Source organism: Brachybacterium kimchii (assembly GCF_023373525.1).
Taxonomy (GTDB): Bacteria; Actinomycetota; Actinomycetes; order Actinomycetales; family Dermabacteraceae; genus Brachybacterium; species Brachybacterium kimchii.
Map to the genome: position 1 here is coordinate 833577 of NZ_CP097218.1, position 16645 is coordinate 850221.

At 66.5% G+C, this 16645-nt stretch carries 14 protein-coding genes; 12 read left to right on the forward strand and 2 right to left on the reverse strand.

The annotated features are described in order from the left end of the window. Positions 1–2160, forward strand: a complete 2160-nt coding sequence (locus M4486_RS03770; protein WP_239202197.1) for a DEAD/DEAH box helicase — start codon at positions 1–3, stop codon at positions 2158–2160. Positions 2161–2175: 15 nt separating this feature from the next. Here M4486_RS03770 and M4486_RS03775 read toward each other — a convergent pair whose 3' ends face one another. Beyond that, positions 2176–3318, reverse strand: a complete 1143-nt coding sequence (locus tag M4486_RS03775; protein ID WP_239202199.1) for an ATP-binding protein — start codon at positions 3316–3318, stop codon at positions 2176–2178. Positions 3319–3484: 166 nt separating this feature from the next. Here M4486_RS03775 and M4486_RS03780 point away from each other — a divergent pair, with 166 nt between their 5' ends. The 11 genes from M4486_RS03780 (at position 3485) to M4486_RS03830 (ending at position 14736) form a co-directional block, all read left to right on the forward strand. Then, on the forward strand, positions 3485–4108 hold the full coding sequence (locus M4486_RS03780) for a hypothetical protein (protein ID WP_239202201.1): 624 nt from the start codon (positions 3485–3487) through the stop codon (positions 4106–4108). A 58-nt stretch (positions 4109–4166) separates the two neighbouring features. Beyond that, a complete protein-coding gene (locus M4486_RS03785) occupies positions 4167–5339 on the forward strand; it encodes a site-specific DNA-methyltransferase (RefSeq protein ID WP_249479793.1) in 1173 nt (390 codons plus the stop codon). Continuing rightward, the gene (locus M4486_RS03790; RefSeq protein ID WP_249479795.1) at positions 5336–5842 is read left to right on the forward strand and encodes a hypothetical protein; all 507 of its coding nucleotides are present in this window, start codon (positions 5336–5338) and stop codon (positions 5840–5842) included. Before M4486_RS03785 ends, M4486_RS03790 begins: the two co-directional genes overlap by 4 nt. After that, entirely contained in the window at positions 5839–6249 is a 411-nt protein-coding gene (locus M4486_RS03795) for a hypothetical protein (protein ID WP_249479797.1), read from the forward strand. The genes M4486_RS03790 and M4486_RS03795 overlap by 4 nt, the downstream gene beginning before the upstream one ends. A gap of 78 nt (positions 6250–6327) precedes the next feature. After that, a complete protein-coding gene (locus tag M4486_RS03800) occupies positions 6328–7530 on the forward strand; it encodes a hypothetical protein (protein WP_249479799.1) in 1203 nt (400 codons plus the stop codon). An 89-nt stretch (positions 7531–7619) separates the two neighbouring features. Further along, entirely contained in the window at positions 7620–7928 is a 309-nt protein-coding gene (locus M4486_RS03805; protein WP_249479801.1) for a hypothetical protein, read from the forward strand. Positions 7929–7954: 26 nt separating this feature from the next. Next, entirely contained in the window at positions 7955–8464 is a 510-nt protein-coding gene (locus M4486_RS03810) for a hypothetical protein (protein ID WP_249479803.1), read from the forward strand. Continuing rightward, complete coding sequence (locus M4486_RS03815) at positions 8464–12024, forward strand: hypothetical protein (RefSeq protein ID WP_249479804.1); 3561 nt, start codon at positions 8464–8466, stop codon at positions 12022–12024. Before M4486_RS03810 ends, M4486_RS03815 begins: the two co-directional genes overlap by 1 nt. Positions 12025–12155: 131 nt before the next feature. After that, positions 12156–12857 (forward strand): hypothetical protein, encoded by a 702-nt coding sequence (locus tag M4486_RS03820; protein ID WP_249479806.1) that lies wholly within the window; start codon positions 12156–12158, stop codon positions 12855–12857. Positions 12858–13237: 380 nt separating this feature from the next. Continuing rightward, the gene (locus M4486_RS03825) at positions 13238–14242 is read left to right on the forward strand and encodes a hypothetical protein (protein ID WP_249479807.1); all 1005 of its coding nucleotides are present in this window, start codon (positions 13238–13240) and stop codon (positions 14240–14242) included. Further along, complete coding sequence (locus M4486_RS03830; protein WP_249479809.1) at positions 14194–14736, forward strand: hypothetical protein; 543 nt, start codon at positions 14194–14196, stop codon at positions 14734–14736. The genes M4486_RS03825 and M4486_RS03830 overlap by 49 nt, the downstream gene beginning before the upstream one ends. A gap of 240 nt (positions 14737–14976) precedes the next feature. On the opposite strand, the gene M4486_RS03835 is transcribed toward M4486_RS03830, so the two are convergent. Then, entirely contained in the window at positions 14977–16578 is a 1602-nt protein-coding gene (locus tag M4486_RS03835) for an RNA-guided endonuclease InsQ/TnpB family protein (protein ID WP_249479811.1), read from the reverse strand. Between the last annotated feature and the right edge of the window lie 67 nt (positions 16579–16645).

Sequence of the window (16645 nt, forward strand, 5' to 3'; positions counted from 1 at the left end):
ATGCCGTACGCGCTGCTGACCGGCACGCGCGAGAACCCCCGCCTGGACTTCCATGTCGCCCGAGGCAGTGTGCACCGAAGGACCGGCGAGGATCTCGTGGCAGCACTGCGAGCCATCCCCGGCATCACCGTCGACACGGCCACCGGCCGGTGCGTCGCCGACTCGCCGACCGCTCCGATGCTGGGACTGCTCGCAGACGCCGGCGTGCTGGTAGACGCCTTCGACTTCCCCGAAACCCTCGCATCTCTGCACGACCCTCTGGTGCTGGACCGGGGGCATGACCGCATCGAGGTCTACCCCCGCCTTGCGCTCCGCGACGACGTCGCCTTCAACCTGGGCGAGGGCGCCGACTTCGATCCCGCCACGGGCAGCTTCACCGCGACAGCATCTGCCGTGTCGGACTGGCCCCGCGCACTTCTCCCCGACACGCTGAACCGTGCACAACCCCCGAAGAACGCGAGACCCGGGCAGGACGTCGGCGGCACCGAGTTCGCGATCGCACGGATCGAGAACCCCTCGACTCCCGAAGAGGCCGCGCGCAACGCCGCCGCTGCCCCGAGCGTCCAGGGCTACGAACAGGAGTTCGCACTCCTCACCCGAGCCGTGGGCGACGCACCCGACTGGTTCGGCATGGACCCCTACCCGTACCAGCACATCGGTGCGCTGTGCGTGGCCGCCGGGGGACGCCACCTCCTGGCAGATGAGCCCGGACTCGGCAAGAGCGTCCAGGGCATCCTCGCCGCGGTGCTGCTCGGAGCGCAACGCTGGATCGTCGCGTGCCCGCCGGTCGCGCAGTCGAACTGGGCCGCCGAGATCGAACGCTGTCGGGTGCCCGAGCACATCGATGGAGCCATCGCCGTCATCCGGCCCGGCCGCAAGGTTCCCGAGCTCCCCGAACGGGGCATGGTCGTGGTCACCGACTCCTTGCTCGCCGCCCCGACCCGCAGTGAACTCCTGGAAGACCTGATGGAGTGGAACGCCGACGTCCTCATCTACGACGAGGGGCATCGAGCACGGAACTGGGACTCCCAGCGCTCCAAGGCGATGCGACGACTCGCCCACAGCGCCACGGAGCGTTTCGTGCTCACCGGGACGCCCCTGATGACGAACCCCGCAGACCTGCCCTCACTGCTGGAGATCACCGGGCAGCTCAAGCCCATCTTCGGGTCCCGCACCGCCTTCATGAACCGCTACACGCGCTCCTACGACATCCAGGTCGGCTCCCAGACGATCACGAAGGTCGTGCCGGCGAAGCAGCACCTCGGGGAGCTCGGCGACATCCTGCGAGAGCAGGTGTGGGTGCGCCGCACCAAGGAGCAGGTGCTGCCCGACCTCCCCGAGAAGCAGCATTCGACGATGATCGTCGACGTCCCACCGACCGAGTACCGCAAGGCCACTCGCGAAGTACAGGAGAAGATAGCGCAGTACCTGCGGGATCGCAGCCGCGAGCTGGGCGGCGCGCCATCCGAGGGCGAGGTGCGTGCCTGGTGCGCCGACCAGATGGGCTGCGTGTCCCTGCTGCGCCGAGCGGCCGGTCTCTCGAAGACCCCCGCCGCCGCCGAGCACATCTCCGAGTGGGTGGAGTCCACCAGCCGGCAGGAGAACGGCGAGACGGTCTACGACCGCCCCCTGATCGTGTGGGGCATTCACCAGGTCGTCATGGACTCGCTGGACGAACACCTCGAGAAGCTCGGCGTCCCCCACGCGGTCATCAACGGGAAGACCTCGATGGTCCAGCGCGACCGCATCAAGGACGCCTACCAGGACGGCAAGATCGCCGTGATCCTCGCGAACATCGTCGCCGCAGGCGTCGCCATCACACTCACGCGGGGCTCCGATGCTCTGTTCGTGGAGACCGAATGGATCCCCGACCTGGTATCTCAGGCGGAAGACCGCCAGCACCGCATCGGTCAGGAGCGCACCGTCATGGTCACGACCATGGTCGCCCCGGGCACGCTGGACCATACGATCCAGCGCGTACTGCGCAAGAACATCGAGGTCCTCGACCAGGTCGTCGGCGGCACCGGGCACCGTGTCGCGGTCGCGGAGCAGGACATGGACTCCTTGGCGATCGGGGACGTGATGTGGGAGATCGCCGAGCCTCTGCTGCGCAAGTGCGAGAGGGCCTTCGCCCGACGAGGGGAACTGGCCGCAGCCTGACGCCCCGCAGGCTGTTCAGCGTGATGAGTGCGAGAGGACATGCTCCGAGAATCCGGGGGCGCTGAAGGACAGCAGCCCGTGACCTGCGATCTGGATGATCCCCTTGTCCAGCAGCGACTGCCGAACGACGCCCAGCGATCCCGATGCGACGCCGAGGTGTTCGGCGATGCTCGCCCGTGCGACCTCGTTCCCTCCGAGCGTGGCCATGACGGTGAGCACCTCGCGCTCCCTGGGGGAGGCCTTGGACCATCTCGCGCGGTACAGCGCCTCCATGTCGTTGTTGACCGACTCCCTCGCGCTCTCGAATGCGCCGGCGCCGATGACGCCGTCGGGGTCGGGTGAGCCGGCGGCGGCCCACATCGCATCTCCCCAGAGCTGCACGGCGTAGGGGTAGCCGCGGGTCTCGCGCACGACGTCCTGCAGGACCGGGGTCTCCCAGCGGACGCCGAGCTCTGTCGCGGGTTCGGTGAGCGCCTCGCGGACCTGGGCGTCCTCGAGGTCGCGCATCGTTCGGAAGGCGAACCGCTCAGCGCTGGTGACGGCGGCCGTCACGACGTCCGCTGTGTGGCTGAGGCCAGCGGCGACGAACGCGGCGGGCACCCTGCTTCCCTGCATCTCCTGCCAGGCGTAGGCGACGGTCTTCAGGCTGTCGCTGTCGGCGTCCTGGAACTCGTCGACGAGCACGACGACTCCAGAGAGCCCCTGCGCGACGGCCTCCTTCGTGGTCTTCTCGATGAGCTCACGGAACGCCCGCGTGGCCTGCGCAGACGACGGGGATTTGCGGTGCTCGGCGGTGACATGCCCGACGCCGGGAACGCCGAGCGTGACGGAGAGTCGGTCGATCCAACTGCCGGGATCGTTGGGAGTGCCCCAGTCATGGACGAGCTTGCTCGCTTGGTCGGCGATCACGGCGGAGAGCGGCCCATTTCCTGCAGTCACGTAGATCGGGGCGAGCCCGAGACGCACAGCGTCTCCCTGGACGCGACGCAGCAGGCTCGTCTTGCCGACGCCGCGGGGCCCGGTGTCGACGCGGATGCGGCCGGAGAAGCGCCCATGGAGGGCGGGCAGGGTCAGCATCCCGCCGATCTCCTGGAGCTGGACTTCGCGGCCGGGGACGTCTCGGGCTACTTCCCCGGGGGTGTACGGGCTGAGCTGCACGGTGCTCCTTCGGACTGTTCCTTACAGATTGATCAAGTGTAAGGCGGTGTAAGCCCGGGTGGTCAGGCTCCACGATGGCCAGAGCCCGCCCCGATGCCTGGAGAACGCGCCCCGCGACCTCCCGCCCACTCACCCCAGTGAGCGACGACTACCAGGAGGACAGGCGATGAGCACCATCATCCGCAAGCGCGACACCGGAGAGACCGGCAACAAGGGGCAGTTCGGGTCGATCGGCCGCGACGACGCGGACGTCTCGGTGCGCACCCCCGAACACCCCTCCGCTCACGCTGCCGCCCTGCGCGACTCCGGACCCTCAGGAGAGGTCATCGCCTCCCTCTGCCCCGAGATCGACGTCGAGAGCGACGGCACCTACGCCGGCGTCTTCAAGATCTCCGACGAGCGTGGCGACCTGCAGTACTACCTCCGCCCCGACGGCCCCCACCGCATCCACGCCGAGTACCTCTACGGAGCGGCGAAGCACGAAGACGACATCATGCAGCAGGCCGAGATCGACCTGACGACCAGCACCGCCACCCTCCACTACGACTTCGCGGACGAGGACTACCCCACCGCTGACACCGAGGCATCCCGCGAGGAAGACTTCGACGCTTCCGCAGGACCCGAAGCCCTGGGGGAGCTGCTGAAGAAGCACTCCCACGACGACGGATCAGCCTGGGAGTCTCTCGCCGCATCGCGCGAGGACCCCGATGAATCCGCGCGAGACGCCTACCTGCGCGGCATCGGCGTGCGCCGACACACCTACATGCGCCCGCGCCAGACCAGGTACTGAACCCCGCGCCCCCGCGCTTGAGCGCGGCTGCCGCAGCTCCCCGCTCACTGATAAGAGCATGAGCACCTCGCCACAGCACACGGTCCGGGTCGGAGACAACCTCGATGTACTGGCCACCCTGACCGAGCCCTTCGACCTAATCTACCTCGACCCGCCCTACAACACCGGTGGCCGAGTCGTGCAGGCCTACACGGACCGATTCGACGACTGGACCGGCTTCATGGCGCCCCGGCTCGTCCACCTGCCCAGACTGCTCACCGAGGCCGGCATCGTCATCGCCTCCATCGACGACCGCGAAGTGCACCACCTGCGTGTCCTCCTCGACGATCTGCTCGGCGCTCACAACCACGTCGGCACGATCGTCTGGGATGGATCCACCATCAACGCCAACCACCTGCTGAGCGTCTCCCACGACTACCTCGTGATCTACGCGAAGGACCTCGCCGCGATCAAGGCGACCGGCACGAGGTGGAGACAAGAGCGCCCGGACGCCAGCACCATGCTCGAGGCCGCCGACAGCGCCTGGCGCGCCGGCCACGGCAACGCCGACGAAGCGCAGAAGCGATTCCGTGCATGGCTGCTGCCCCGACGCGCCGTGCTGCCCCGAGGGCTGACCGAATACGACCGCATCGACGAGAACGGGTCCCTCTACCGGGTCTCAGACCCCGGAGCCCCCTCCGAGCAAGCAAGCCGATCGTTCCGTCCCCTCCAGCACCCCGTGACCGGCCGCGACTGCCCCGTCCCCAAGCGCGGATGGCGGATGAACGACGCCTCGATGGACCGGATGCTCGAAGAAGGACGTATCGAGTTCGGGCCCGACCACACCACGCAGCCCAAGCTCAAGCGGATGCTGCAGGACAACGCCACCGCCGTACCCCGCTCGGTGTTCCGCCAGGAACGCGAGGGCGCCCGGCATCTGGCCCGCGTCGAAGGAGCCGCCGCGTTCCCCTTCCCGAAGGACGTGGACGTGCTCGCACGCTGGTTCGACACCGTCGCAGCGGACAACGCCCGGATCCTCGACCCGTTCCTCGGGTCCGGCACCACCCTCGAGGTCGCAATGGCCTTGAACGCAGCCGATGGGGGAGAGCGCACCGTCACCGGGGTCGTCCTGGACGAGGGGCGCATCATCGAGGACGTCCTCCGTCCACGCATCCGGCACTGCGAACAGGTCTACGGGGAGCCGGTCGCAACGTCCCACGAGGACCGCCGAACGCCCACTGTGGTGGCATGACAGATTCCATCTTCCCGATGAACGCTGCCCTCACGTCGGCGCTGAACACGCTGGAGAAGGGTGAACTGACCCTCGCCGAAGGGGCGGACCGCACCGGCGCGTACCTCTACGCCCGAGCCATGCGCCACGAAATGCTCCTGAACAACCGGGGGATCTCCGAACGCTTCGAGCCCTACCTCGTCACCGGCCTCGTGATCGCCGGACTCGAGGCCCGAGACCTGCCTTACCACCCGCAGGAGATGCTGGCCACGACCGAGTGGCTCTGCCACGAGGGGACCTCGTCCTGGACCCCCCGCGCTCTCCACGTTCAGATCCTCCGAAGCATGGACGAGGAGCACCTCACGCAGTCGCTCGTCCTGGTGACCGCTGGACTCCTCGGCGGTATCAGCGACGCCATCGGCCACGAACCCCGGGTCGTCGCCGACAACCATCAGTCCAAGTTCGCGGGGATGATCCCGAAGGTCGACTGGGACGGACTGCTCGGTCGCGAGGGCAACCCGTGAGCGGCTTCGTCATCCGGTGGGCCCTGGAACACCACCTGAGCGACAGAGCCCGCGCCGTCCAGCACGCCCTCGTGATCATGCTGGCCGCCAAGGTCACGACATGGGACGAACTCGCGCAGCTCCTGCGGTCCGACCCGGAGCGAAGCCAGGAAATCCGGCGAGGGGTGAACCTGCCCCTGGAAGACCTGCAGAACCTCGACACCCACGAGCAGACACTGCGCGGACTGCGTCGAAGCAGCGGGAACCGGGCCTCCATCGTCACCACCATCGCCGAATGCGACACCTGCCAGCGGTGGGGATACATCGCCGGCTCCGCCCCGCCCAAGAGCTGCCCCTGGACATCCGGATGCCGCGGGAAGGTCACCAAGATCGGCCTGCCCGACTACACGCTCGGAACAGGCTCCTGACGGGCCACATCACCTCTCCCAGAGCGCGCCGCCCACTACCTCCATCGAAGAGTCGAATGCGACGAGATGGAGCAGATCATGGCAGCGAACGGATCTCGGATCCGCGGTGGAGCGGGCGACGCAGCGCGCGTCCTGCGCAAGCGGGACACCGGCGAGCAGGGAAACGGCGGCCAGTTCGGCACACACGCCCGCGATGAAGCGGACATCCGTGTCAGCACGGGCGACGACGGCTACCGCTACCTCACCGTCGGCTGGTGGAACGACAAGCTGCAGGACCACTTCGACTCCAGCGCCCTGCTCACCCGTGCAGAGGTCGATGCCAACGCCGAACTCCTCGACGAGAACGAGGTCTTCGAACGAATCCAGCGTGACGCCGAGCGCATGTGCCGGCGGCGAGGCGCCATGCAGCACGTCGACGACGTCATCGGCGACACCGCCCACGACATCATCAAGCGCATCCGCGAGAGCGAGGACCGCGACGGACACGTGCGCGCCGTCGCCACGGCATCCCTCGTGCGACGCATCGTCAATGGGCACCTCAACCATCGCCTGAGCTCGGGAGAGGTCGAGCGCTCCGAGGTGCGCTCCGGGCAGGTCCGTCTCGCACAGCGGGTCGCCCAGAAGGAGCAGGAGCTCGGTCGCGAGCTCTCCGGCCGAGAGAAGGACCGTCTGGCAGCAGAGGTCCGCATGACGTTCCCGGCCAACAACCGCCCTCCCGAGGACTTCCACATCGCTCGCAAGGACCGGTTCCTCTCGGTCGATGACGAGGAGAGCGGCGCTTCCAACCGTCTCGCCGTGTCCCCGGACGACTCGGTCCTCGACGACCAGCCCCGCGCCCCGTTCCCGGAGGCCATCGACCGCTCCCAGATGGACGCCTCCGAGATGCTCTACTTCGTCCAGAACAAGGACGAGTCGCCGATGCCGATCCACTCGCGCAACACGAGCACGACGATCTACAACACGCTCGCCCAGTCCATGCGCATCCCGCCGGCCCAGCCGAACTCGGTGAGCCACCGCCAGGCGATGAATGCCGGCCGCGCGGTCCGCTCCCACGAGCGCGGGGTGCAAGGCGTGTGCGCCGACTACCTCGACGGCGCTCGTGATGAGCGCACGGAGGCGCTGTTCCTCCCCTTCGGCGAGATCGACGACGAGCGCCGGGAGGCCTTCGCCTCGCAGTTCGAAACGAGCCCGTACGCCGACGAGATGTGGGGGTCCGCACTGAAGTGCGCAGACCCGCAGCTGAAGAACTTCGAGTTCCCCAGCCAGCTCGAGAACCGGTGAACGGCTCCTCGTCGCGAGTTCGGCCGGTCCCCGCCCACTAGCGAGATCGAGAGCGCAGGCCAGCAGGCAGCACCACGGAAGGGGAAACCATGAACAAGTCCAAGGTCGATCTCAGCGGATCGTGGAGCCAGATCTGGGGGCGAGTGCAGGACAGCATTTCCGGCGTCGACCTCATGCTCATCGCGATCGCGATCGGCATCGCGCTGTTCGCGATCATCAAGTTCATCGTCAAGAACAGGCGAAGCAATGGCGGCGCCGGCGGCGGCAAGGAGCTCGCCATCGAACTGCTCATCGCGGGCATCTTTGCCGCACCCTCGGCATTCCTCCCGCTCTTCCTGCTCATCGCAGACGCACTTCTCAACCTGGGTCTCGCCCTCCTCGGGCTTGCAAACGGCTGAGCGGAACGTCAGATCGGAGCGGCTAAGTGAGCGACGAGAACGAGAAGGAACGTGAGGTCTACCTGTACAACCTCACATCCATGACTGGGAAGGAAGCGCAGGCCGAGCGTCGGTCGGTGCACCTGACCATCGACATGAAGCGAGGCACGCTCGTATCGCTGATCGCCTCGGTCATCATCTCGATCCCCGTCTTCGCCGCCGCGCTCGCGATTTTCCAGGTGATCCCCTACATCCCCACCTATCTGGGCGTACTGCCCGGAGCCCTCGCTTTCTTCGTGGCGCTTGGACTCATGCTTCTCCGTCAGCGGCGCGGGCTTCAGCTCAGTCACGGGCGTGCATTCATCGACAAGAAGCTCGCCAAGGGCCGCAGCCAACTCGGCGTGTTCATCCAAGGAGGGATTTCCTCCCAGGCCGGAGGGCTCCTCATTATCGATCCGCTCGAGTCGACACCCATTCGTGTCACACCGTCGAGTGTCGACAACGACCGCACCCAGGAATGGGACACCGAACTGATTCTCGACGAGGTGTATGCCTGATGGACCGCACCGGACGACTCCCTGCATGGATCCTCAAGATCCTCTTCCCGCTGGCCGTGATCCTGGGGGCCAGTGCGTTCGCACTGTCCCCAGCCAGCGCCAGCTCTCTCACCAGCCCCGGCGAGGCGATCAGCCCCCAGAGCATGGTGGCGCAGGCGGTCGGTATCCAGCCGGCAGCACTGGACAGGGGCGGCGCCGAGGACAACATGCCCGCGTGCGCCCGAGTCGACGGGGAAACGGATCCCATCAAGTGCCTGCCGATCACCCGGTGGACGATGGCAATGGCGATGACCGACTCCGTCGAGTTCAACGTCACCCAGCCACTGCGCAGCGTCGAGGTGAACATCCTCGAGAAGCCCTCCTTCGTCGGCGTCATGACCGTCGGCAACTTCGCCTGGCTCCTCGCCGCCCTCCTCGTCGACGCCTCCACGAACTGGAAGGTCAACGCGCAGCTGGTGAAGCCGCTGAACGACTTCGCGGCCAGCTTCGGCACCACGATCATCGACTCCGGTGCCATCTTCCTGGTCATCGGTGCGGGCGGCATCGCGCTGGCCTGGGCCACCTTCGCGGGAGAGTTCAACCTTCGCCGCCTGCTGACGATGCTCGTCGCTCTCGGCGCGTTCTGCGCCCTTGTCATGGGGTCCCTCAACGACACCGGAGAAGGCGGAACCTACGAACCCGGGACCGCATCCCCGGCGTGGATGGTCCAGGAGACCTCCGCAGCCTTCTCCAAGGCATCGGACGCGATCGCCGCACCGGTATCGGACAGATCCTCGAAGGAGTCCACCGTCTTCTCCGACGCGGCGAAGAAGGACCCGACCTCCTGCAAGGCTTACATCGACGAGCTCCACCGCGAGTACACGGGCTACTACAAGGACCGCGGCGAGACGGCCCCCGCCGCCCTCAACGTCATGTCCCGCTGGTGGGAGGAGACCGGATACCGCGTCTTCTCCGACGTCCAGTACGGCGACGAGAGCAGCCTCGGCGCCGACTACGCCGCATGCCACCAGCTCGACGGCCACCTCGAGATCGACGCCCAGGATCGGCACGAGATCCTCCAGAACGCCTACACCAGCGGCAAGGAGAGCTACGCCGTCGCAGTGCCGGCCGCGGGCTCCCCGATGCTCAACGACACGAACAACGACAAGCGCGTCGCCCGCCAGTCGCAGGCATGGGGCCTGTGCGCGATCGACGCGAAGGGCAACTACTCCCTGCGCTCCGACCTTCCCAAGGAGGGCATCGACGGCGGAAAGATCGGGGGCCCCATCACCCCGGAGGCGTGCAAGCAGATCTTCACCGGGAGCGGCAACCAGAACGAATCGAAGTTCGTCTTCCACCTGCCGTTCTCCGACAAGGTGTCCGCTGACACCACCATCAAGGAGCTCTCCGACGTCCAGTTCGCCGTCGTCGGCGACAAGGACACCCTTCAGGACCCGGACAACGGCCTTGCCTCGCACCCGACCGCCTACGCCTACGTGAGCAACGTGTCCGGCACCACCCGCACGGCCCACTCGATCCTTGCCTGGACCTACGCGGTCTCCGCAGTCATCGGTGGACTGGCGATGGCGCTCCTGGCCGCCGCGGTGTTCGTGATGAAGCTGCTCAGCTACGTGATGGCCTTCTTCCTGATCATCGCGGCACTGGCCGGGGTCGTCTCCCAGGGATTCGGCTCCTCGGTGTCCTTCTTCAAGAGCTGGATCGGCTACACGGCGATCACGTCGGTCACGACTCTGCTGTTCGCCTTCGTGCAGATGGTCGCAATGGCCCTCATCCGCATGGGAGACGGATTCCTCGGACAGTGGGCAGTCGCGATGCTGCTGTGGATCGGCCTGGCCCCGGCTCTGTCAATCTTCCTGCTGAACTGGATGTTCAAGAAGCTGTTCCAGGCGAAGTCGCCCTTCACACTGCGCGGGATGCAGGCGATGGCGGGCAACCCCCTGGCCGTCGGTGGTGCCGCACTGGCTGGAGGCACCCTCGCCAAGGGTGCGATGGACGCTGGACGCCGAAAGCTCACTAACTCCCTCGTCAACGCCGGCGCTAGCAAGCTCGGTGGGGGCAAGAGCACGGATGCGTCCTCGGTGGCGGAGAACGATGACCTCGTCGCCGACGCGGAGAACCCTGTGGAGACCAGCGGCAAGAGCGACGCCGTCACCTCTGGCTCGAACGTGTCCGAGGACGACGTGACCGACGGTGCGTCGACCGAGAAGGTGACGGGTGCCGAGGCGGATGCGGAGGACTCGCTGTCCATCCAGGCCGCAGACGACGACACCGACGGTCTCCTCGGCGATGCCTCCATGATCGGTGATCCGCTGAACGCCGTGGAGGGGGAGGACGCTGACAGCCTCTCGTTCGCCGACAAGCTCGCCGCATTCCAGGACAGCGGAGGCCGCGACGACACCATCGAAGCGGGGGCGGAGAAGGTCAGCGCCGCAGCCGTCGCCACTGGAGCGACCGCGAAGGGATTCGGCCGTGGCTCGCGCCTCGCACTCGGACGCGCAGCATCGATCCCGGCCAACGTCCGTCGGCAGATCGCCGGAGGTGCCCAGACCCTGCGCAAGAAGTGGCAGTCCGGGCAGGACACGCGTAGCGCCATCTGGAACAACAAGGCGCTCACGGCCCAGTACCTCGCCACCCGAGGTCTGGGGACGTCAATGAAGGTCGTTGGCACCGCGGGCTCGAAGCTCGCCGCAGCGGCGAAGGACCCCGGGACCTACAAGCGGGCTCTGAAGGGTGCGGCCCTCTACGGAGGACTCGGCCTCGCCACGGGGGGTCTCGCGGTCCCCGCAGCCGTCCTGGGCGGCCGGGCGCTCCTCAAGCACCGGCGGTCGATCGCCCACGGTGCCGGACGAGCTGCCGGCGTGAGCGTCGGCGCCCTCACGGGCGTTGCGAAGAACGCCTACCGCGCAGGTGTTCCCGAGATGTCCGCAACCGACCGGCAGGAGGCACTGCAGACCATGGAGCTGGAGGCCCGCATCAAGGCGGATCTGAGCGCCGACGCCCAGGCGCCGATCACCGAGCTCGCACACGGGCTTCCCGTCGTCCAGGAGCGTCAGCTCACCACCGAGCTCCAGGATGCGCTCGCCTCCTACGACGCCTTCCAGGCGGAGAACGGGCGAGTACCCGATGCCGCCGAGCGCACGTCGATGGTCGAGGACCTCCCGTTCTACTCGTCGATGAACTCCGACCCGCAGCTCAAGGCGATGTTCGATCAGAAGGTCGCCGAGGAGACGACGAAGGCCCAGGAGATCTTCTCCGCCCACCAGCAGGAGCACGGCGACCAGATGGCCCGCGAGCAGATGCGAGAAGCCACCCGCGATCTGCCGTTCTACTCCCAGTCCGTGCTCGGGCTCGATCCCCGCCAGGGCTCACTCCACCTGGAGGGGATGGGGAGCGCATCGGCTCCCGCAGCGATCGGAGCGTCGCCTCTGACGGCTGTCGACGCCCGGTCCTACGATCCGGTCCCCGCGCAGCCTGTGACGGTCCCCCAGGACCAGGGGTCGTTCGCACTGCCTCGCGACGGACGCCACCGGGCAGGTGACCCCGGCAATATCGGCCAGTGAGACCCAGACGAGACAAGCGGAGGTGACGAACCGTGAGCACACAGCCTCGAATGCCAGCAGGAGGTCGGGACGGCGGGCAGTTCGCCGGTGCTGCTCGCTCGGAAGTGGGCGCGGATGCGACACTCGTGCCCATGAGCACCGACGGGGCCGACGGGTCGATCTACTTCCCCGCACGACTGCACAGCGCCGAAGAGCACCTGCAGTGGTGGTCGAGCGTCTTGGTGCCGGACGAGGTCCTGCAGTCCATCATGGACGACTACGACGCGAGTCGCACCGCGACGATCGGGGCGATGGTGGGCGGCAAGTGGCAGGCGCCGCCTCGCAAGCCCGAGTGGAGCCAGGCCGAGTACGAGGCGCGGGCGCGTGAAGACGCCGATAGGCACAACGAGGTTGTGCGGAGATGGCAGCAGCAGATTCCGAAGGAACTCGACCGCTTCGCCGTCCGCGACGCCGTCCGCACACACCTCGCATGGACCTACCGCTACACCCTGCCCAACGACGAGCAGCAGCAGCTCGAGACCACACAGGTGACCGTCGGCGACTACACGGGCACTCCAGCCGAGATCTCCACGCGGTACGCCATGCCCGGATTCGCGGCACGTCACCCCGAGGCCTTCACGCGCCTCCCCGACGACAACGCCGACCTCAAGCGGCAACTCGAGCAGCTGCGCCGCCAGGTCGACACCTACGGCGCCCGCGCCTCGTCCCACTACGCGGGGTACCTCGCCGAGCACGGGCACTCATCCGAGCAGATCGACGCCGCTCTCCAGGGGCGAGAGCCCGGAGCCCCAGTCGGTCAGAAGAAGGCGTTGAAGAGCTTCAGGAAGAGCTGAGTGCATCGTCCGGAGGCAAGGCGCACGGCGTGACACTGCGTTTAGTCTTGCAATGGGTCTGCGCCCCGCTGAGGACGGTGTACTGTATGCACGCCCCAGTGACGGTGACGAGCGTGGATCTTCTGGAACCGCGGCTCTCGGTAGCGAGTTCGACCTCGGCTCCGAGGCGTCACAATCTCGAAGGCGTCGAGTCCGTGCGGTTCGTAGTCGAAGGCGACCCGAGTGCGAGCGTTGAGCACGACGCGCCCGACATCGCGTGCGCCTGCGCGTTGCCGAGTCGTTAGGGCAAACGTCGGTGAGGCGCGCGTTCAGCGTGTCCCGGTTGACGGGGGCGCCCGTCCGGAGCATGATGTAACCCTCATCACAACTAGAGGGGGATCATGAATAACAAGTCGAACGAACGCGTCATCTCGAGGCGTCTGGCAGCTCTTCTTCCTGCGGTTATCGCGGGGACGGGGATGTCGGCCTCCGCATTCGCCGAGCCTGGGGAACCCGATAAGTCAGACACCGATGATTCGAAGCTCAATCTTGGAGCAGTGTCTTTCAGTGGGGCCGAGACCTTAAGTGAGGCACGCACTCAGTCGCGACGGGCCGCAACGGCTGCAGACGCGCTCGCGTTCACGCTGGGGAATACATCGAAATTCCGCTCAACGCATTCAGGCAATTCCGTTAAGTTCAGCGCCAATGTATCTTCAGCAAACGTTCGGGCGATCCCCGTGGACTTCGAATCCGGCGCGCCGGTCGATGTAGTGGTTCAGCCGGATGGGCGGGCACTCGCGCTCCCCTCTGACCCGTCGAATCCCCTGAGTTACGGGGTGCTGGAGTTGCCTACCCTGGTCTCCAGGGGAGGGGGCACGGTGCCTGGCCGATACGTTGCGCGTGGCGAGGGTGTGGCGATCGAGCCGACAGTCGAAGTGGGCTCACCTGACGAAATCGTGGCCCTGAAGGGCGGGTTCAGCTACACTGCCACATACAACTCTAAGGACCTCGCGCCCGGCGGTTATGTGTCCATGACTGACGCTCTAAAAGAGCTGAAGCGCTGCTTCAGCTGCAGCTTCCCCATCAAGGGGGCAACTAAAGCCTTCCCAAAAAAGGGTGTAACTTTCCCCCTTGTGGTTTCCGGCGGAATAAAAGCTCCAGTCAAAATTACGCAGTCAAACTCCAAGGCCGGCAGCTGGCAGTTCACGGCCCTTAAGGGGCATTTTGATGCCGCAGGGTCAACCATTAACTTCAACGTTTTCCAAGGGCGAGACCTTGAGTTTGTGCTGGGCGTGACGGCGAAGGTGAAGGGAACTAAGGTCCCAGAGTTCCTCAACAAGACTCATGCTAAGGCGACATGGAGAAAGTTTACCCTTCGGACCTGCCAGAACGCCAAATCCCACTGACTGACAGCGAGAAACCTTCTGTGGCACGTAGATATGTTCCGGTTCCGGCAATCATCGCCGCGGTGATTGCGTCGTGGATAGCTGGCTCGGCGGCGCAAATGAGTGGAGCTCTCAGCGGGGGAGAAGTGTCTCCAGCATTGTTCTTCGCATTGCTGTTATTTCATCAACAGGTCTCAGTTCCTGTCGTGTTGTGGGCAACCGTGCCACTGGTTTTTGTGGCACGGCTGGCGTGCCGAAGGCTGTCAACAATACAAGTAGCAACGCTTACCTTCGGTGTAACGGTTGTTACATTCGCTATCTCGGTGGTTCTCTACGTGGTGGCTTCGCTGCCCGGTCCACTTGACGGCGGCAATTGGGCCGAGACGCTCCCGCGTGACATTGCGTCTTTGGTTGCGTTCCACTCGGTCCCGTGGCTGGTGGTCTTCGCCGCCCTTTGCTCGACCCGCCAGCTGGTCGACAAGCGGCGGCAGAACGGTCGAACGCAACCGGCTTGAGGACGGGCGATGTCCGGCAGACCTAATGTCCGCTCTCAGGGCGCCCATCGTTACTATCTGGCTCGAAAGTGCGTTTGGGTGCCCTGAAGGCGCGGGCCGATATTTCGGGTCGAAATGGATGTGGAAGAAGCTGGGCTGTTCGCCACTTACGCGGGCGGGACCGGCGTCTATTGAGGCGTCCCGCAGCAGCTGGGGGCTGGTCCCTGCGTAAACGGGCAGGAGTCTTGCTGAGCAGGGGTCTTACCTCGTCCGTGTGGCGTGTGGGAACAGGTCGGGATCGCTCCCGGCCGGTGGCCCCTCACGGTGGAGGGGTCTTGACGCATCGTCGACCGTGCCGCTAAAGACCCCGAGTGGAGGTGCAGCGGCGCGGTCTCCGCGTCCGTTTCGCCTCTCCGCCCTGCCGGCGGCGAGATGACCAGTGTCTGTGGAGCCGGGGACAGCAAACGCGGCGATGTTCATCGCGGCGTTGACATCTCGGTCCTCGCGCCACCCGCACTCACATACGAAGACCCGCTCACGCAGGGACAGTGTGGCTTTGACTGTCCCGCACGCGTGGCAGGTTTTCGATGAGGGCAGGTACCGGTCAATGACATGGAGCTGGGATCCGTACCAGCTGGTCTTATAGTCGAGCTGCCGGCGGATCTCACCGAAGCCGACATCCAGGATCGCCCGGTTCAGGCCCGCCTTCTGGCGGACGTTGCATCCGGGCTGCTCGAGCGTCCCGCAGGCGGACGAGCTCATGCCGGCGACGTTGAGGTTTTCGATCGCGACGTGCTCGAAGGTCGTAGCGAGGCGCTTGGTGAGGGCGTGCTGCGCGGTGGCGCGCTGTTGGGCGACGTGGTGTTGCGCGGCGGCGAGCCGCCGGTACAGCATCTGCTGGCGGCGCGACCCCTTCTCGCAGCGGGCGATGGCGCGCTGGAGGCGGGTGATGCGCTTCGCCGCGCGGGCGCCAGGTCGGACGTTGTCAACGAGCTCGCCGGTGGACAGAGCCGCCTGGACCTTCACCCCGACATCGACGCCGACGACACCCGCTACATGCTGCGCATGGGTCGGCTGGGCCTCGGGGACGTTCTCGGCGGTGAGGAGGGAGACGTACCAGCGGGTGCCGGAGCGGGAGACGGTGAACGAGCGGAGGGCCGCGCCGCGGTCGAGGGCCCGCACGAGCCGCTTCGTCGTGTCGTGGGTGCGAAGGGTGCCGAGGGACGCGAGGCGCACGTGCCGGTAGTCGCTGATCTGGCCGCGCCGCTCGTCGAGGCCCCGGTGGTATCTGGAGCGGGGTCCCATGGCCTCGGGGGAGGGGATGGTGAAGGAGTCCCGGGATTGACCCTTCTTCTTGAAGCGCGGTTCACCGACCCTGCGGCCCTTCCGCGCACCGGTGAGGGAGGCGAACCAGTTCTTGACGGCGGCGTCGGCGTGCTGGAGCCCGGAGACGTGGACGCGACGGGAGATCTCGTGCATCCACGGCTCGTCGAACCGATCATTGTTCCAGGCATCCTCGGGTCTCTCCCCGGCAGCAATACGGGCCGCTGCGTCGCGGTGTCCGGCGATCATGCCGGTTAGGTACCGGGTGGCGTAGGCCTGATAGCTGATCGGGTGGACTGGCTCCTCGGGATGCTCGAGGTCATGCTGACGAAGGTCGGTCTTAATCTGGGCGGGCGTGCGGCCCAGCGTGACGAGGTGGTCGCGTAGAAGCCGATACCGGTCGCCGCGGGCACGGTTCTCGGCGACCAGGAGGTTGTGGGCGTGGCGAGCGGCTCCGGCGCACTGCTCGAGGCGTGCGCGCTGCGCGAGGGTCGGGTCCAGGGCGTACTTGTACGCGCGCAGCCGCTCCACGATGGCCATCACCTCCCTTCCCAGTCATGCTCGTCTCGGGGCGAAAGTGGGCAAGACCCGTCTCCCACAGGACGAC